The sequence below is a fragment of the Chryseobacterium sp. YR221 genome (assembly GCF_900176315.1).
Lineage (GTDB): Bacteria > Bacteroidota > Bacteroidia > Flavobacteriales > Weeksellaceae > Chryseobacterium > Chryseobacterium rhizosphaerae.
Genome location: NZ_FWXM01000004.1, coordinates 231,731 through 252,068 on the forward strand (window position 1 = coordinate 231,731; position 20,338 = coordinate 252,068).

At 37.1% G+C, this 20,338-nt stretch carries 12 protein-coding genes; 11 read left to right on the forward strand and 1 reads right to left on the reverse strand.

What is annotated here, in order from left to right; translation table 11 throughout:
* Window positions 1-2 precede the first annotated feature (2 nt).
* A complete protein-coding gene (locus B8967_RS13510; RefSeq protein ID WP_084086453.1) occupies window positions 3-869 on the reverse strand; it encodes a helix-turn-helix domain-containing protein in 867 nt (288 codons plus the stop codon).
* 310 nt (window positions 870-1,179) lie between these two features.
* Between B8967_RS13510 and B8967_RS13515 the strand changes: the two genes are divergently transcribed.
* The 11 genes from B8967_RS13515 (at window position 1,180) to B8967_RS13565 (ending at window position 20,335) form a co-directional block, all read left to right on the forward strand.
* Window positions 1,180-2,172 (forward strand): EndoS/ChiA family endoglycosidase, encoded by a 993-nt coding sequence (locus tag B8967_RS13515; RefSeq protein ID WP_084086454.1) that lies wholly within the window; start codon window positions 1,180-1,182, stop codon window positions 2,170-2,172.
* 251 nt (window positions 2,173-2,423) lie between these two features.
* The gene (locus B8967_RS13520) at window positions 2,424-3,302 is read left to right on the forward strand and encodes an AraC family transcriptional regulator (protein WP_084086455.1); all 879 of its coding nucleotides are present in this window, start codon (window positions 2,424-2,426) and stop codon (window positions 3,300-3,302) included.
* A gap of 373 nt (window positions 3,303-3,675) precedes the next feature.
* Window positions 3,676-6,597, forward strand: coding sequence for a SusC/RagA family TonB-linked outer membrane protein (locus B8967_RS13525; protein WP_084086456.1), 2,922 nt, complete (start codon window positions 3,676-3,678; stop codon window positions 6,595-6,597).
* 9 nt (window positions 6,598-6,606) lie between these two features.
* A complete protein-coding gene (locus B8967_RS13530; RefSeq protein WP_084086457.1) occupies window positions 6,607-8,256 on the forward strand; it encodes a SusD/RagB family nutrient-binding outer membrane lipoprotein in 1,650 nt (549 codons plus the stop codon).
* A gap of 166 nt (window positions 8,257-8,422) precedes the next feature.
* Window positions 8,423-9,715 (forward strand): MFS transporter, encoded by a 1,293-nt coding sequence (locus B8967_RS13535; protein WP_084086458.1) that lies wholly within the window; start codon window positions 8,423-8,425, stop codon window positions 9,713-9,715.
* Window positions 9,716-9,757: 42 nt separating this feature from the next.
* Complete coding sequence (locus B8967_RS13540; RefSeq protein ID WP_047484755.1) at window positions 9,758-10,729, forward strand: glycoside hydrolase family 130 protein; 972 nt, start codon at window positions 9,758-9,760, stop codon at window positions 10,727-10,729.
* Between the two features lie 115 nt (window positions 10,730-10,844).
* Window positions 10,845-13,076 (forward strand): GH92 family glycosyl hydrolase, encoded by a 2,232-nt coding sequence (locus tag B8967_RS13545; RefSeq protein ID WP_084086459.1) that lies wholly within the window; start codon window positions 10,845-10,847, stop codon window positions 13,074-13,076.
* 32 nt (window positions 13,077-13,108) lie between these two features.
* Window positions 13,109-14,536, forward strand: a complete 1,428-nt coding sequence (locus B8967_RS13550; protein WP_047484760.1) for a glycoside hydrolase family 125 protein — start codon at window positions 13,109-13,111, stop codon at window positions 14,534-14,536.
* 109 nt (window positions 14,537-14,645) lie between these two features.
* On the forward strand, window positions 14,646-17,051 hold the full coding sequence (locus B8967_RS13555) for an endo-beta-N-acetylglucosaminidase H (protein WP_179140064.1): 2,406 nt from the start codon (window positions 14,646-14,648) through the stop codon (window positions 17,049-17,051).
* Between the two features lie 124 nt (window positions 17,052-17,175).
* Window positions 17,176-18,036, forward strand: a complete 861-nt coding sequence (locus B8967_RS13560) for an ROK family protein (protein ID WP_084086461.1) — start codon at window positions 17,176-17,178, stop codon at window positions 18,034-18,036.
* 16 nt (window positions 18,037-18,052) lie between these two features.
* Window positions 18,053-20,335: a GH92 family glycosyl hydrolase gene (locus B8967_RS13565; RefSeq protein WP_084086462.1), complete on the forward strand. Its 2,283-nt coding sequence runs from the start codon at window positions 18,053-18,055 to the stop codon at window positions 20,333-20,335.
* Window positions 20,336-20,338: the final 3 nt, after the last annotated feature.

A 20,338-nucleotide genomic window follows, 5' to 3' on the forward strand; every position in this document is an offset into this window, starting at 1 on the left:
ACTTAAATATTGTACTTTTTTCCCGAGCTGTAATTTTTCTTGAAATTAGTGGGTGTGCTTCCTGTTTTATGGGTAAAAAGTCTGTTGAAATAGGCCGGATCTTCATAGCCCAGGTCATAGGCAATTTCTTTAACGGGTTTATCTGTATAGAAAAGGAGTCTTTTTGCCTCTAATAAAATCCTGTTGATAATAAACTGGTTGGGAGAATCCAAATTGAGGTTTTTAAACTTATGACTAAGTGTTTTGGGCGCCACATGTAAGAGTTCGGCATAGTCTGCTACATGATGCTTTTCTCTGAAGTGAATTTCCAGGTGCCTGCTGAAGTCCCTGAAAATGTCAAGTTCACTGCCCGGAATTTTTATAATGTCATTATCCAGATTCTGCTTTTTCCACTTTCTGGTAGCCCGGATAATAATCTGTTTTACATAGGTTCTGATCATTTCTTCGGCCGAAGAGTCTTTCCATTCAAGTTCGTTCCTGATATTTTGAAACAGGTTTTTAATGATCACAGTTTCTTCGTGGTCAAGTTCTACGAAAGGTATTTCAAAGACATTATGAAAAAGAAGACCGTCGCACGCTACTTCTTTATCATGAATCTGGATACAGTAAAAATCGCGGTTATAATAAAGCAATACGGATTCTTCTTTTCCTTTTTCTATAACCAGGTGCTGATTGGTAAGAAAAAATAAAGCCGGTTTCTGTGTTCTGTAATGATTGAAATCTATGGTAAGCTCATAACCAGCAGGAATAAAAAAGACTTTAATATCTGATCTGAACTGATTCCCGTTTACCTTTTTCAGATTCTCTTCTGAGAATATTTCCAGTCCGAGTCTTTTATAGTGATCTTCAAAAATAAGCTGTTGAGACATACTTTAACTTTAATTTTAAAGATACGAAAAAGCATGATTTCATCTACATTAAATTATCAAAACAAGGAATATATAATGAGGTTTCTTTTGATAATGTCAGTCAGTTATCTGATGGAATGGTATGATGATGTGAAAAATAATATCGTTTTATGATAAAATAGTATTATATCTGTCAAGGCACAAAATTTAGATTTGTAAATATGAATTAAATATTAACGAAAATTAAATTGTTTGATAATAATTAGGTATAGCATTGATAAAGTGGTTAATATTTGTTTCATGTATTGATAATCACGCAAAAATATAAGATATGAAAAACAAAACTAAAAATTCTTTTTTAATGTTATTGATCTTAATTTTAATGTCTTTGAACTGTATTTCTTGTACAGGAGATGAAGGTACAGTTGATCCACAACAGCCGGATCCACTAGAAGCCATAAGTCATAAAAAATTTAAAGTAGTTGGATACTTCAACGGGTTAACAAGAGGAGGAGTAACTCCTGATTATTATAATCTAAGGGATATTCCTGAAGGTGTGGATATTGTCAATTTATTTCATCGCTTTTCAGGACTTTGTAATTTAAAGAGAGGAGATAGAACTCCGGGCGCAACCGGTGAAGATGCTAAAACACTGACTGAAATTGTTAATGACATCCAATATCTGAAGTCTAAAGGGACAATAGTAGTCCAAACCCAGTTTTTAAATGAAATTTTTGAAAACTATAAAGATGAAAGGAAAACAATAAAATTTCAAAACACCCCGGAAGATTATGATGCATATGCTAAAAAGGTGTCGGATTCTTTGAACAAGTGGGGATTTGACGGAATAGATCTGGACTTAGAACCTGGATATTCTACGACCGGAATCGATAGCAATGATTGGGATCTTTATGTACAGGCGTTTGCCAAATACTTTGGTCCTAAATCCAAATCCGGCAAATTATTAATCATTGATACAAATGTTGGGTTGTCAGAATTAAAGCTGTCACAAGAAACACTTACGAAAATCAGCTCCATATATATACAGGATTATTGGGGCAGTGAGGCTTATACCGACGGTAAAATTGATGGTTATGTACAGGCTGGTTTTCCAAAGGAACGGATCATGCTAATCTCAGCAGATTTTGAGGCGGCATATTCTTCTACGGATAGCAGCCAGGGACCATTGCGTCTGAAACAATATTATACTTCCCCGAAATATCAGTCCAAAGTAGGAGGTTACGGAGCATATGGATTTAATTTTGACAAGAAATTAGATTACAAATATTATCAGGAAATGATAGTAAAACTTAAAACTTATTAATGGAAATAAATTCTCCTGTGGTTAATGTCTTAACCTTCGACTGAAAGATATTCCAGAGAATAAAGAAACTAAGTATGAAAGCCGTTTCTACAAATTTGTGAAACGGCTTTATTTCTATAAATAAGGGTTAGCATACAAGTGTAATGATTTCCATTATAAAAATAACCGTAATTTAGTCATTCAAATTATGAGTGATAATTATGTATTTGAATACCATAAATTACTAGCTTTTAATTTTTCAAAACTGCCGCATGAGTGAATTAGAAAATATTTTAAGAGAAATAACTCCACTATCTCCTGAAGACAGTTTTCTTGTATTTGACAGGATCAAAGCCTCTTTTGATTTTCCATACCATTACCATCCGGAAATTGAAATCAATTTTATTTATAAAGGGAAAGGATACCGCAGAATGGTAGGCGATCATACAGGAGAAATCGGTAATATAGAATTGGTACTGGTAGGGCCAAACCTTCCACATTGTTGGGCTAATCACAAATGTAAAAACAGAAAAACGCATGAGATTACCATCCAGTTCAATCAGGATTTCTTTAGCCAGTCCTTGATGCAGAAAAATATTCTGAAACCCATCAATAATCTGGTAAAGGATTCAATACGAGGAATACTGTTTTCTACAGAAACGGCAGAAAAACTAAAAGATTCGTTTCTTAACCTCTCAAAAATGAACAGTTTCGAATCTTTTATTGAGATGATGAAGATTCTTAATGAGCTGGCTATTGCACAAGATAAAACGTTTTTGTCGTCTTATAGTATAGAGCTTGAAAGTTTTGCAGATAATGATAAAATGAAAATCGTTCATGATTTCGTTCATAAGAATTTTGAAAATAAAATAACACTGGATGATGTCGCTTCGCTTATCAATATGAGTAATGTTACTTTTAACAGATTTATTAAAAAGAGAATAGGGAAAACCTTTGTTAATTACCTTAATGAAATAAGAATCAGCTATGCTGCCCGTTGGTTGATGGAAAAAAATCTGACGGTTTTTGAAATTGCTTTTGAAGCGGGGTTTAATAATATTGCCAACTTTAATAAAGTCTTTAAATCCATTAAAAAAACAACTCCCACAGAATTCCGTGAGCAGTTTAAAGGAGTGAAAAAAATTGAATAATAGGGTAGCTTACTAGCATTTTAGCCTGAGAATCTGGATTTAATATCTGGATTTTTTTTGTTAAAAAGTGAAATAAAGCTACTTTAATTAGTAGAATATAAACGCATGTATATTGCTGTAAAATAGCCTATTGTGTTCTTTTTTTGAAAGTGTATGAAAGAATAATATCGTTTTATGACAAAATAGTATTATATCGGACTGCTAACAAAATTTAGATTTGCTAATATGAATTAAATCTTAACAAAACTTTAAATTATTTAATACATAAAGAGCATATTATTGTTTAAAAAATAAAAGAATTTGTATTAAACACTAAGGAACTATTTAAAGTGATGTAATTGATTTTCAAATAAATCTAACTAATCTAAACCTTATGAGAAAAGCAGTTATACCGGTTCTATTCGTTTTTTCCTTTTTGGCAAATGCACAAGAGAAAAAAACAGCCGACACCACTAAGGCAACCGATATTCAGGAGGTTGTTGTCACTTCTTTGGGGATAAAAAGACAGGCCAGGTCTCTGACTTACTCCAGCCAGCAGATTGGTGGCGATGAGCTTACGGAAGTAAAAACTCCCAATCTTTTAAATTCTATCAATGGAAAAGTTTCCAACGTGCAAATCAACAAAACGAATGGTGGTGTAGGAGGTTCTGTAAGAATAGTAATGCGTGGGGATAAATCTACAAGAAACAGCCAGCCTCTTTTTGTAATAGATGGTATTCCGATTATCAATAATACAGGAGGGCCGGATGCCATGGTATTCTCGCAAATGCCGGATACAGGAGATATTTTCAGTATGATTAATCCTGAAGATATTCAAAGTATCAACTTCCTGAAAGGAGCGTCTGCTTCAGCATTATATGGGTCACAAGGAAGCAACGGTGTCGTATTGATTACGACAAAAAAAGGCTCAAAAGGAAGAAGTAAACTGTCTTTTTCGTCAAGTCTTACTTTTGATAAAGCATATGATCTGCCGAAGCTTCAATACAGCTATCTTCAGACCACCCCACATAATCCCACAACCCATACACCGGGCTCTGAGGGAAGCTGGGGAGAAAAAGGTGCTTCAAAAGACTATCTGAACGATTTTCTGAACACAGGAACAACATTGACAAATAGCCTTACTTTCAGTGCCGGTAATGAAAAGTCTCAAAACTTTTTCTCTATAGGAAATACAACGAACGATGGGATTATTCCAACTTCTAATTTTAAGCAGTATAATGTCAATTTCAGGAACTCCAGTAAATTTTTAGATGATAAACTGACTTTAGAAGCCAATGTTATGGCTTCTCTACAGGATTCTAAAAACAGGGCGTCCCCGGGAAGATGGTTTTCTCCTTTAACCAGTATTTATTGGTTGCCACGAGGAGTAGATTTTGATTATTATGCCAATAATTATTCATACCTGGATAAATCAAGAAACCTGCCTGCCCAGAACTGGTGGAATATAGATTCTAATGGTGTTTTTTCTACAGAAGACCAAAATCCAATGTGGGTGCTCAACAGAAACCCTGTAACTACAACGAACAAAAACTTCTACGGATCAGCATCCTTGAATTATGCCATTAACAGTTGGTTAAATATTCAGGCCCGTGGAAATTACAGTTATTATTTCTCAGATACTGAAAGACAGATTTCAGCCTATTCTCTTTCAACTGTTTTGCCGGGAACCTATGAGGGACGAAAAAACGGAAGACTTATTAAAAATTCAATAGAGCGTACCACCAAATATGGAGATGTACTATTGCTGGGATCTCCGCATATCACAGATGATATCAGCCTGGACTTTACGGTAGGAGCAAGTATCTCGGATTTAAGATCTTTAACATCCAAAATAGATAATAGCTTGTTAAAGCTACCCAATCTGTTTACAGCTAATAATCTATACTGGCCAAAAGAACGGGATGAAAGTGTAGCTTCATACACCATATATAATGGAAACCGACAGGATCAGTCTGTATTTGCCAGTACTACAATAGGATATAAAAAATTGGTTTATCTGGATTTAACATATAGAAATGACTGGTCTTCAACATTAGCTGATCTTTATGGAAAAACCAATACTTCTTTTGATTATCAGTCTGTAGGGGCAAATGCTATTCTTTCAGATATTTTTACGCTGCCTAAGGCGATTAATTTCTGGAAAGTGAGAACTTCCTATGCAAGAGTGGGTAATGCATTGGATCCCATTTTGATCAATCACATCAGTGGTTTTGATGCAGGAACCCCTATTGGTTTCAGTGGTTCACCTATTACCGGTGAAGAATTTAAAGATCTTTGGCTGAAACCTGAATTAAATAAAACTTTTGAAGCGGGAACTGAATTGAGATTTTTGAATAATAGATTGACCTTTGATTTCACATATTACAAATCAAATACAACCAATCAAATGTTGAAAGATGTAAGTGCAATAGGTTTTGGTGATCCATATAATAATGGTAAAGTAACGATAAATGCCGGAAACATTCAGAATACAGGTTTTGAATCTGCTATTTCTTATGATATTTTCAAAGGACAGAAATTTGGATGGACAGCAACATTCAATGCTTCTTCCAACAAAAACAAGATAATAGAGTTATTACCTGTAAAGTATTTCCAGGATTCCAATATCAGTCTTGAATTAATAGGAAGTGGTTATAACAGACTTAAAGTAGGAGGCTCTTTCGGAGATATCTATGGGTTTGCTTTTTTAAGAGATGATCAGGGACGTATTATTGTAGATAAGAACGGAGTTCCCAGAAGAACAGAAAATAAAGATAATTATTTAGGGAATCCAAACCCTAAATTTATGCTTGGCTTCAATAACTCCTTTAATATTGGTAACTTAAATGTAAGCTTCCTGATAGATGGGAAGTTTGGAGGTAAAGTTCTAAGTATTACCCAGGCAATGAATGATCAGCTAGGAGTAAGTAAAACATCTGCAGATGCCCGTGATGCCGGTGGAGTTGTTATAGAAAATGCAGTGAAAGAGGACGGAACACCTTACACTGACAAAACAGATGCTCAGGCTTACTATTCAAGTATAGGAGGTAGAGATCCTCTAACAGAGGCCTATATGTATAAAGCTACTGCCATACGATTAAGACAGGCTTCTGTTTCCTATACTTTTAAAGTGAATTCAAAATACCTTTCGGATGCAACACTAAGTGTGATTGGGACCAATCTTTTCTTCCTTTATAAGAAAGCTCCGTTTGATCCTGAACAAGTTTCAGGGGTTAATCCCGGAGGTGTTGGGGTAGATATATTTGGAATTCCAATAACACGATCAGTAGGATTCTCAGTGAAATTAAATTTTTAATTCTGTAGTATGAAAAAATATTTTAAATATAAAGCGTTTTATTTGTTAATGGCTACAGGCCTGTTTACTGTAAGCTGTACAAGTGATTTTGATAAAATTAATAGTGAGTATACTCCAGGTTTAGGAGATGAGCAGCTGAATGCTGATTTTGGACAATTGGTATCTTCAATGAAACTTATGCAAAGAGGTTTGGTACATTATAATCTTGGAGTATATCAGTTGCAACAAAACCTGAATGCCGATATGTTTAGTGGGTATTTCAGTACCTCTAATCCTTTCAATGGAAATAATTTCAATTCAACATATTTTATGATGGATAACTGGAATGAAAGGATAATGATTACCCAGCTTGAAGATATTCTTAACAAGAAAGATATTTTTAAGGCTGTTATGGAGAAAACCTATCCGGGATATAACTTTGATAAATCATTGGCGATCATGGATATTATTAAGGTGGTTTCCAGTCTTAAAGTTTCTGATGCCCATGGACCTGTGATCTATAGTAAATTCAATAAACCGAATAGTGATGGATCTACTGATTTTGATTCTCAGGCCGATGCTTATCATTTTTTTATTGCGGATTTAACGAATGCCATTACAGTTCTCCAAAACGCCAATATAGCTGTTGAAGATAAATCGGTAATTAAATCGGCTGATGTATTTTTTGGAGGTGATACAGTAAAATGGATGAAATTTGCGAACTCTCTTAAATTCAGAATTGCCATGAGAATGCGATATGCGGCACCGGTAGATTCTAAAAAGTTTGCAGAAGAGGCGCTTGCATCTCCGGTAGGTCTTATTGAAAATAATACAGACAATGCGCTCATTAATTACGGAACGCCTTCTCCGATAGGAGGAGTGATTTATGACTGGGGAGATTGCCGATCAGGAGCTCCGCTTTTAGCTTACTTAAATGGATTTAAAGATCCGAGAATCAGTGCTTATGCCTTTAAAGCAACCGATCCGGCGGCGGCAGGACAATATATAGGGATTCGTCAGGGTATTGATCTGAAAGGAGATAAAACGTTCTATGTAAATTATTCAGTTCCCTTAGCTGATGCGGCAGGAGGTGCTTATTTTGCACCGGGAAATCAAAACGGAAAAGGGAAGATATTTACAGCTGCAGAAACCTGGTTTTTAAAAGCTGAAGCAGCTTTATTTGGATATACAGGAGCCGGTGATGCCAAAAGTAATTATGAAATGGGGGTAAGAACATCTATGGATGAATGGGGGAAAAGTGCTGATTACAATGCCTATATCAATGACGCCACTTCTGTGGAGCAAGCCTATACTGATCCCAAAAATACGGTCAATAATATTCCTGCAGGAAATTCAATGTTAAGTACTGTTACCATCAAATGGAATGAGACGGATAATCCGGAAAGAAAATTGGAAAGATTGATGACTCAAAAGTGGCTTGCTTTGTATCCTGACGGCTCTGAAGCCTGGGCTGAACAAAGAAGAACTGGATATCCTATTTTGTTTAAAAACGTATTGAATTCCAGTCAGGGAAATATTGATACAGATAAAATGGTCAGAAGAATACCAATTGCAACAAAATACCGTAATAATAATCCGGTTGGATATCAAAAAGCTGCGAGTACGCTGGGTGGTCCTGATATTGGAAGTACAAAATTATGGTGGGATAAAAAATTATAATTAATCAGAATCATTTATATACAGAGGCATCTCAAAAATCAGGTTGTACCCTGAGTGTTCATTTCGTAAGGAGAGGAGAATCTCCGATAATTTATTCTTCTATAGTTTCGTTTTAAGTCGGAATGAAATTTTGAGATGCTCTCTTTTTTTAGAACCTTATCTTAATATGGGAAAAAACAACTCTGAAACCCGTTCAATACAACCCATCCTTTGGATATCTACATTATATTTTGCAATGGGAGTACCCTTTGTAACCATTAATGCAGTTTCCGGGATTATGTATAAAGATATGGGAGTTTCAGATGCCCAAATTACATTTTGGACAGCTCTGGTTATGTTCTCCTGGACGTTAAAGCCTCTTTGGAGTCCTTTTCTGGAGATCTATAAAACCAAAAAATTCTTTGTTGTTGTTACCCAGTTTGCGATAGGAATTTTGTTTGCTTTGGTGGCATTAAGTCTTCCTTTGCAGGATTTTTTCAAATACAGTATTGCTCTTTTTGCGGTTATTGCCTTTTGTGGAGCGACTCATGATGTGGTGGCAGATGGAACTTATATCAGTTTCCTTACCAATAAAGAGCAGGCAAAATATATAGGCTGGCAGGGAGCTTTTTATAATCTGGCCAAAATTATCAGTAGTGGGGCATTAGTTTATTTTGCCGGGGTTTTAGAAAAAACAAAAGGGGTAACCCGTGCATGGATGATCATTATGGTGATTTATGCTCTATTGTTTTTTGTATTAGCTATATACCACTACCTGATTCTGCCAAAAGAAAACAAAGAAGTATCAGAGAAAGATAAAAAAACAGCAGGAAATGTCCGTCAGGAATTGCTGGAAGTCATTACCTCATTTTTTACAAAGAAGAATATCTTATGGTCTGTACTGTTCATCATTTTGTATCGTTTTGCTGAAGGATTTGCTATAAAAATTGCTCCGTTATTTTTTAAAGCGCCAAGGTCCTCAGGAGGATTAGGACTTTCAACATCAGATATTGGACTTATTTATGGAACGTATGGTTCTGCAGCATTTATTTTAGGATCTGTACTGGCCGGTTATTTTATTTCAGCCCGCGGATTGAAGAGATCATTGATATGGCTATGCTCTGCATTCAATATTCCATTTGTAGTCTATGCTTTATTAGCGTACTACCAGCCTGCTGATCTCTTACCGGTAGGAATTGCAGTAGTGGTGGAGTATTTTGGTTATGGTTTTGGGTTTGTCGGACTTATGCTGTACATGATGCAGCAGATTGCCCCGGGAAAACATAAAACAGCCCATTATGCATTTGCAACAGGTATTATGAATCTCGGAGTGATGATTCCGGGAATGTTCAGTGGAATGATCAGCGACTGGGTAGGATATAAAATGTTTTTTATCTGGGTACTGATCGCTACTATTCCGGCATTTCTTGTAACCCTATGGGTTCCATTTCCATATTCGGAAAATCAAAAAGAACAATAAATCAATTATTAAACAAATTTAAATAAAAAGTAAAAATACTTTATGACAGCTCAATCAGTAATGATCCCATGGCAGGATCGCCCGGAAGGTAGCAATGATATCATGTGGAGGTTTTCCGAAAACCCGATCATTAACAGATATGCAATACCAACGTCAAACAGTATATTCAACAGTGCTGTGATTCCTTTTGAGGATGGATTTGCAGGGGTATTCCGCTGTGACAACAAAGCGGTGCAGATGAATATTTTTGCAGGTTTCAGTAAAGATGGAATCAATTGGGAAATCAATCATGACCCTATTGAAATGAAGGCAGGAAACACAGAAATGATTGAATCTGATTACAAATATGATCCCCGCGTTACTTTTATTGAAGACCGTTACTGGATTACATGGTGTAACGGATATAACGGACCTACCATTGGAATTGGATATACTTTTGATTTTAAGGAATTTTTCCAGTGTGAAAATGCTTTTCTGCCATTCAATAGAAATGGAGTGCTTTTCCCTGAAAAGATCAATGGAAAATATGCGATGCTGAGCCGTCCAAGTGATAACGGACATACGCCTTTTGGTGATATTTATATCAGCTACAGTCCTGATATGAAATACTGGGGAGAGCACCGTTGTGTAATGAAAGTAACTCCTTTTGAAGACAGTGCCTGGCAGTGTACAAAAATAGGAGGAGGTCCGGTTCCTATAAAAACAGAGGAAGGATGGTTGCTTTTCTATCATGGGGTAATCAATACCTGCAGAGGATTCAGATATTCAATGGGAGCAGCATTGCTTGACCTTGAAGATCCTACAAAAGTATTGTACAGAACAAAACCTTATCTGCTGGCTCCGGCAGAAGTGTATGAACTGACAGGAGATGTGCCGAATGTGGTTTTCCCATGTGCTGCATTGACTGAAGGAGATAAAGTAACCGTATATTATGGTGCTGCCGACACAGTGGTAGCTATCGCGTTTGGATATATTTCTGAAATTATTGATTTTATGAAAAAAAATTCAATCTAAATGAGGTTTTTTAATATGTTGATCGGCTTAGTTCCCTTTATTATTGGGATATTTGTAATGGTTTTCATATTTTTAAACCAACTTTTAAAATAAAAAATTACTGATACCTCTTATCATGAAAAAAGAATTGCTTATCTGTTTTTTTACACTCCTGGTTTCTACGGTGAATGCCCAACAACAAAAGGGTGATGTCTTATCCTGGGTAGATCCTTTTATAGGGACAGGAGGCCACGGCCATACGTTTCCGGGAGCTACCACACCGTTTGGAATGATTCAGCTAAGTCCGGATCAGAATACTAAAAGTGGAGACTGGGACTGGTGTTCCGGGTATCATTACAGCAGTAAGACGATCATGGGATTCAGCCACAATCACCTTAGTGGAACAGGATGGGCAGATCTTGGAGATATTCTGGTTATGCCTACCGTAGGTCAGGTAAAAATGGTTCCGGGATCAGAAGATAACCCCGAGACTGGCTATCGTTCAAAATTCAGCCATGAAAAAGAAACGGCGGCGCCGGGATATTATTCAGTAATGCTCGACAGCTATGGAATCAAAGCCGAGCTTACGGCTTCTCAAAGAGTAGGATTTCATAAGTATACATTCCCCAAGAGTGATGAATCCAATATCATTATTGATCCAACCAATAAAATTTTTGGAAATATTTACCATACCCTGGTAAGTGTAGAGGGTAATAACAAAATAAAAGGATACTGCTACAGCAATGGTTGGGGAGGTAAGCGATTTGCTTATTTCGTGATGGAGTTTTCAAAACCTTTCAAATCTTACGGAGTGTATGCCGAAGGGAAAATCAAAAACAACGAAAAGATTGCCCTTGCTAAGGATGCGAAAGCTTTTGTAAGATTCTCTACAGAAGATAATGAAAGTATCGAAGTGAAAGTCTCTTTATCTCCGGTAAGTACAGAAAATGCACAGGAGAATTTTGATGCTGAGGCTACGAATGTGGATTTTGCAAAAGCTAAAGAAACGGCACAAAAGACATGGAGAGATCTTATCGGAAGATTTCAGGTGACAGGAGGTACAGACAGTCAGAGAAAGATTTTCTATACAGGGGTTTATCATACATTTATAGCTCCTAACCTTTATATGGATGCCAATGGAGACTATGTGGCTGCTCAGGAAAATATGAATACCAAATGGTTTACCAACTACAGTACCTATTCTTATTGGGATGGCTTCAGAGCAACCCATCCTCTGCTGACCATTATGGATCAGAAACATACCAAAGAATTTGCCAACTCCCTGATCAGCAGGTATACGGACCGTAAAGACCATATGCCTATCTGGGAATTATGTGGATATGATAATTTCTGTATGTTGGGTTATCACAGTGTATCGGTCATTTGGGATGCTATTTCAAAAGGTGTACCGGGTATTGATGCTGAAAAAGCCTTTGCTGCAATGAAAGATGCTTCTTTAACAGATAAAATGAGCAGCAGTGATGGTGGAGGAGGGCTAAACGATTATATTAAACTGGGGTATTCTCCTTCGGAAAACGGAGCTTCTGTTTCTGCCACCCTTGAATATGCTTATGATGACTGGTGTATCCAGCAGCTTGCAGAAAAACTGGGTAAAAAAGAAGATGCAGAAGTCTATAAGAAACGTTCTATGAACTTCCTGAATACTTTCAATAAAGAAAATAGCCACTTCTGGCCAAGACAGAAAGACGGAAAATTTTTAGCAGATTTTGCACTGAACGATTGGAAAAAGCTTCAGCCACACTGGGTTTCCGGGAATATCTGGGCATATGATTTTTTTGCTCCTCACCAGATTGACGAAATGATGAACCTGTACGGAGGGAAAAAAGGGTTTGAAGAAAAACTGGATAAAACATTTACAGAAGCTCTTAATATGCAGGGAGAACAGCATGTTGATATTTCAGGATTCATCGGCTCTTTAGGGTTTGGAGACGAACCGGGGCATCATGTTCCATATCTGTATAATTATGCAGGAAGTCCTTATAAGACTCAGAAAATGATCAAATATATCCGTGATAATATGTATGCGGCTAAACCTGATGGAATTGTGAATAATGAAGACTGCGGACAGATGTCGGCATGGTATATTTTCTCTTCATTAGGATTTTATCCGGTGACACCAGGGAAACCTGTCTATGCAATTGGTGCACCTCAGTTTCCTAAAGCTTCATTGCTGCTGGAAAATGGAAAAACATTTACCGTAGTAGCAGACAAGATATCCGATAAAAACATTTATGTTCAGAAAATGTTCCTGAACGGGAAAGAGTACAAGAGCTGGGAATTGAACCACAGTGATATTATGAATGGTGGAGAGCTGAGATTTGTAATGGGAAGTAAGCCTGTAAAATAAGACTAATAAAAATAAACGAAATAAAAGTATCAATGGAAAGGAGAAATTTTATTAAAACAAGTGCACTGGCAGGAGCCGGATTGCTGTTTACACAGAATGTTTTTGCAAAGAATCTGGTTATGGACGATTTTCCTGTTGTTCGTGTTCCCAAAGATAAAAGACATTTTACCAGTGAATCCGTAGAAAGTGCTATTGCGGCTTTTAAAAAGAAAGTAAAGAATAAAGAATTAAGCTGGCTTTTTGAAAACTGTTTTCCGAATACATTAGATACTACTGTTTTTTACAGTGAAAATAATGGAACTCCTGATACTTATGTAATTACGGGTGATATTGATGCGATGTGGCTTCGTGACAGCTCTGCGCAGGTTTTTCCTTATTTACAGTTTTCAAAAAAAGATGAAAAACTTCACAAGCTTATTTCAGGGGTTATTTATAAACAGACGAAATTCATTCTGAAAGATCCTTATGCCAATGCATTTTATAATGATGACAAAAAAATAAGTAAATGGAAAGAATACGATCATACAGATATGAAACCTGGTACCCATGAAAGAAAGTGGGAAATAGATTCTTTGTGTTATCCTATTCGTTTGGCTTATCATTTTTGGAAAACAACAGGAGATACCAAACCTTTTGATGCTAATTGGCTACAGGGCATTAAGCTTACCTTACAGACATTTACTGAGCAGCAGAGGAAAAAAGACCTGGGACCTTACAAGTTTGAGCGTACAACGGCTTGGGCTACAGATGGTGTTCCTATGGGAGGATATGGGTATCCTACAAAACCGGTTGGACTGATCAGTTCCATGTTCCGCCCAAGTGATGATGCTACGATTTATGGATTTTTAATTCCTTCTAATTTATTTGCTGTGGTAAGCCTACGTCAGGCAGCAGAAATGGTTTCTCAGATCAAAAATGAAAAAGGTCTGGCTCAGCAACTTACCAGCCTTGCTGATGAGGTGGATGCCGCCATTAAAAAGTACGGAATTTACAATCATCCGGAATATGGAAAAATATATGCTTTTGAAGTTAATGGCTTTGGAAGCTATAACCTGATGGATGATGCCAATTGTCCGAGCTTATTGGGTCTGCCTTATTTAGATGCCGTAAAAGCAGATGATCCTGTGTATGTGAACACAAGGAAATTTGTTTGGTCAGAAAATAACCCATTCTTTTTCAAAGGTAAACTGGCGGAAGGAATTGGAGGGCCACACATTGGGCTTGATATGATCTGGCCGATGAGTATCATTATGAAAGCACTCACCACTAAAGATACAGGTGAGATTAAATGGTGCATAGACACCTTACAGAAAACGCACGGTGGGACAGGCTTTATGCATGAGTCCTTCCATAAAGACAACGACAAAAAATTCACCAGAGAATGGTTCGCATGGTCGAATACTTTATTTGGAGAATTATTATGGAAAACCTTTAACGAAAACCCGGAGCTGCTGACATAGCCCCCTTATTTTATATAACCCTTCTTTCTTAGGTATGTTTCTTTAAAAAACATACCCGGGGAGTGGTATATAGAATCCCGACACCAAAAACATCAAAATAATGTATACAATGAAAAAAAAATCCTTTTTTATGGGCCTGATGGCAATGATGCTTCATTCAGGCTCTCTTCTCGATGCACAACAGCTTAATAATCCTGTTGGGATATGCTATGTGGAAGTGAATAACAACAATATGCTGAATGCAGGATCCTATACCCTGCAGAACAGTGGAAAACAGCTTTTTGACGTCGCTATTATTTTTGCGGCCAATATTAATTATGATGTGTCCAAAAGCAGAGCGTATATTTCAAACAATAATAATGTTACCAAAGTATTGAATGATGTCGATACATATGTGAAACCTTTACAGCAAAAAGGAATTAAGGTTTTACTTGATATTCTGGGAAATCATCAGGGAGCTGGGATCTCCAACTTTCCGAATAGGGAAGCTGCGAAAGATTTTGCCCTGCAGATCGCAAATACTGTTTATACTTATGGGCTGGATGGGGTAGACCTGGATGATGAATATGCTGATTACGGAAATAACGGAACCGGACAGCCAAATAGCAGCTCTTTTGTAATGCTTCTTCAGGAACTTAAAGCAGCAATGCCTGATAAACTGATTACCTTCTATTATCTGGGCCCTGCAACTTCAAGGCAGAGCTATAATGGAGATCAGGCCGGAAATTATATTGACTACAGCTGGAATGCCTATTACGGGACATACAGCGCTCCGAGTGTGCCTCCTCTTACCAAAGCTAAGCTTTCTGCTGCGGCAACATGGATCAATAACACCTCTACTTCTACACTTTCCACTTTGGCTACCAATTCAAAAAATGACGGCTATGGCGTATTTATGTGGTATGATCTGCCGGGTACAAACATGGCCAGCTATTTAAGTACAGGATCCAATATACTCTATAACCAAAATACAGTATTGTCGGGCCAGCTTTATTCTTGGACTCAGGGGGCAGCGTGTGATCCGCCGTTAGGATTAGAAGCAAACACTCTTACAGGAACTTCTGCAAAATTAAACTGGACCTCCAGCGGCTCCCAAACTTACAATATAGATTATAAGCCTGCCAGTTCAACAACCTGGACGAATGTAACAAGTAATTATACAGGAAGCAATATTGTCGTAAATAATTTAACATCCAATACAGAATATGACTGGAGAATACAGTCTAACTGTTCTTCAACGTCAAAAAGTACCTACATTTTTGCCCCAAGATTTAACTCAGGAAACGGATGTGCCACTCCATCAAATTTAATAGCGTCCAATGCCCTTGGAACAACTACCAAATTATCCTGGGATACTGTAGGAACAGCTGCCTCCTATACTTTACAATATAAAACTACAGCAGCCTCAACATGGACTACAGTTCCTAATATTACCACCAATACCTATACCCTTCAGAACCTGACTGCCAATACCAACTATGTATGGAAAATACAGTCTGTATGCGGAGGAACAACTACCAGTACCTATTCAGCAGATACTCCATTCAATAGTGGACTTGTTCCTGTTACCAGCCCTGGCCCAAGATCTCTTTCTTTTAACGGAAGCAGTCAATATCTTAATGCCGGACAATTTAACCTCAATGGAAATGCTGTCACTTTTGAAGGCTGGGTAAAAGTAAATACATTCAAAACTGCTTTCCCTTATATTTCGTCAGTAATAGGAATTGAAGTGGGAGATAATAATTCAGCCATACTAAGATTGGGAGATGCTACTCTTGCCAATAATAAACTGCAGTTTATCTTAAGTTTTGGTTCATCTCAGATAAAATTGAACGGAAATACAGCTCTTAATGCCAATGCCTGGTATCATGTGGCAGCAACTTATGATGGTGCAACGATGAAACTCTACGTCAATGGTAATCTTGATGCAAGTACTGCGGCTACCGGTAATTTTACAGCAAATGGTATCCTTTATATGGGTAGAAATTATGATAACTCCCGTGCACTTAATGGATCGCTGGATGAATTCAGAGTATGGAAGAAAGCTCTGACGGCTCAGGAAATCCTGGATAACAAATGTAATATTGCGGGCAACTCAACGAGCCTGGAGGCCAATTGGAAAATGGATGACGGAAGTGGAAGCGGAGCAGTAGATGCTACTCCAAACGGTCATTCCGCTACTTTAATCAGTATGTCGGATGCCAACTGGAAAACAGAAGTCCCTTGTCCTTCTTCTTTATCTGTAAAAACGGCAAAAGGAATTGAAAATAAACAGGAAAATACAGCGTATCCGAATCCTGTTAAAAGAGGAGAGGATATTAAGTTTAGAATTGATGACAGATCTGCAAGCGAAATATCTTTGTATGGAGCTTCAGGAACATTGTCTAAAAAACAGAATATTAACCCAAATAATAATGTAGTTAATACGCAGGATTTACCCGCGGGTACTTATCTTTACAAAATTACATCAGCTGATAATAAGGTAGTGTCATCTGGTAAAATAATTGTAAAATAAACGTTAGATAAATAAAATAAAAGATCATTATCTAAAACAATATAATAAAATCTGAAACAGGCAGACAAGTGTAATATTCTTGTTTGTCTGTTTTTCAGTGAAGAAAGTAAAATATTATAACAGAATGCAAAATATACTAGGAATAGATGTTGGAGGATCCCATATTACACTGGCTCAGGTGAATCCTGAAAAACGTGAGATCATTTCTTCAACATATGTACGGGAACATGTAGACTCTTTTGAATCTAAAGAAATTATTTTTTCTGCATGGGTTTCAGCGATCGATAAGGCAGCCCATGATTTGGATAAAGAGGATCTTTTATTGGGAATTGCAATGCCGGGGCCTTTCGATTATGAAAATGGAATATCTCTGATGCAGCAAGGAAAATTTATAGACATCTATCAGGTTAATATCAAAGAAGAGCTGGCTAGAAGAATGTCGATTTCTCAGGATCAGATATATTTTGTAAATGATGCGGCCGCCTTTATGGAAGGTGAGGTTTTTGGAGGTTGTGTGCAGGGTTTCAACAAGGTTTTTGGAGTAACGCTGGGAACAGGATTGGGAACTACTTTTTATAATGGGGAATTTGCCACTGACGAAGATCTTTGGGATTCACCCTTTAAAAACTCTATTTGTGAAGACTATCTGGCAACACGCTGGTTTGTTAATTATTATGCTGAATTAACAGGGGAACAGATTTCAGGAACCAAAGAACTGCTGGATAAACCCCTTGAAATACAAACCAAAATATTTGATGAATATGCAGATTCTTTTTCCGAATTTGTAGTACAATACGTGAACCATTATGAACCTGAAGTTTTGGTAATTGGAGGGAATATTGCAAAAGCATATCCTTACTTTGAGAAGCGGTTTATTCAGAATTTAATAAAGAATAATATTAACTTGCCCGTTAGAATTTCTGCTATTTTTGAAGATGCAGCCATCTTAGGTGCGGCCAGTTATGCTTTGAAAATGCTTAAATAAATAATAAAACGATACAATGAAGTCTTTATTTTCTACTTTTTTTCTTTTATTACAGGTCTGTGCATTCGGGCAGAACGGATCTCTTGTAGATTATGTGGATCCGTTAATGGGAACTCAGTCTAAGCCTTCTTTATCCAATGGAAATACCTATCCGGCAGTCGGACTTCCCTGGGGAATGAATATCTGGACTCCTCAGACAGGTAAAATGGGTGACGGATGGGCATACACTTATGATGCCGATAAAATAAAAGGATTTAAACAAACCCATCAGCCTTCTCCATGGATGAATGATTATGGCGCTTTTTCCATCATGCCGGGTGTTGGTCAGCTAAAATTTAAAGAAGATGACAGGGCAAGCTGGTTCAGTCATAAAGCTGAGGTTTCAACCCCTTATTTTTATAGTGTATACTTAGCTGATATTAATGTAACAACTGAATTTACACCTACAGAAAGAGCTTCTTTCTTTAAGTTTGATTTTCCTAAAACAGACAGTGCTTACGTAGTAATTGATGCTTTGAATAAAGGCTCTTACATTAAAATTCTTCCTAAAGAAAGAAAAATCCTAGGGTATACGACCAGATATTCAACAGGAAAATATGAGAATTTTAAAAACTATTTTGTGATTCAGTTTGATAAAGATTTCGAGCTGACAAAAGCCTGGAAGAATGATAAACTGGTTAATGATCAGCTAGAAATTACCAGCGATCATGCCGGTGCAGTTGTTGGATTTAAACTCAAAAACAAGGAAGCGGTTTATGCAAAAGTAGCCTCTTCATTCATAAGCTTTGAACAGGCTGAACTGAATCTGAAAAGAGAAATTGGCAGCAAAAATTTTGAGCAGGTAAAAACCGAGGCTAAAAATATCTGGAATAAAACATTAGGAAAAATAGAGGTGAAAGGAGGAACAGACCAACAAATGAGAACCTTTTATTCTTCTTTATACAGGACATTGTTTTTTCCACAAAAATTATATGAAATTGATGCCCAGAATAAAATAAAGCACTGGAGTCCTTACAATGGTAAAGTGCTGGATGGGAGAATGTTTGCGGGAACCGGTTTCTGGGATACGTTCCGTGCTTTGTATCCTTTCCTGAACCTGGTATATCCGGGGATCAATGTTGAAATGCAGGAAGGATTGGCCAATGCCTACAAAGAGGGAGGCTTCTTGCCGGAGTGGAGCAGTCCGGGATATTCAGATATTATGATTGGAAACAATTCTGCATCTGTAGTAGCAGATGCTTATATAAAAGGACTTCGTGGTTATGATGCAGAAACCCTTTGGCAGGCTGTAAAACACGGCGCAAATAATGAAGGTCCTATAGAAGCCGTAGGCCGTGCAGGTGTGGAGTATTACAATAAACTGGGCTATGTTCCTTATGATGTAAAGATTAACGAAAATGCAGCCAGAACCCTGGAATATGCATATGATGATTTTTCTATCTACCAATTGGGTAAAGCATTAGGAAAACCGGCTTCGGAAATTGATATCTATAAAAAAAGAGCCTACAATTATAAAAATGTATTCGATCAGGAAACAGGTTTGATGCGGGGTAAAAATAAGGATGGTAACTTCCAGAAACCGTTCAATCCCTTCAAATGGGGTGATGCTTTTACAGAAGGAAACAGCTGGCATTATACCTGGTCTGTTTTTCAGGATATTGATGGCCTTGCTACATTGATGGGCGGCAAAAAGAAATTTGAAGCTAAACTGGATGAGGTTTTCTCTCTGCCACCGGTTTTTGATGACAGTTATTATGGAAGCGTGATCCACGAAATTAGAGAAATGCAGATCATGAATATGGGGCAGTATGCTCATGGAAACCAGCCTATTCAGCATATGATTTATTTATACAATTATGCCGGCTCTCCCTATAAAACACAATATTGGGTAAGACAGGTCATGAATAAACTATATATGGCAACACCCGACGGGTATTGTGGTGACGAAGATAACGGGCAGACTTCTGCGTGGTATATTTTCTCAGCATTAGGATTTTATCCGGTAACACCGGCAACAGACCAATATGTTTTAGGAGCTCCATTGTTCAAAGAAGCTACTGTTCATCTTGAAAATGGCAAGAAAATTGAAATAAAAGCTCCGGAAAATAATTCCGAAAACCTATATGTAAAATCATTGAATGTAAACCAGCAGCCTTATTCCAAAAACTGGCTAAGCCATAAAGAACTGATGAAAGGTGCTGTTCTGGATTTTAAAATGGATAGCCGACCTAATAAAGAAAGAGGTTCACAGGAAAAAGATTTTCCATATTCAATGTCAAAAGAAGAATCAACTAAATAATTT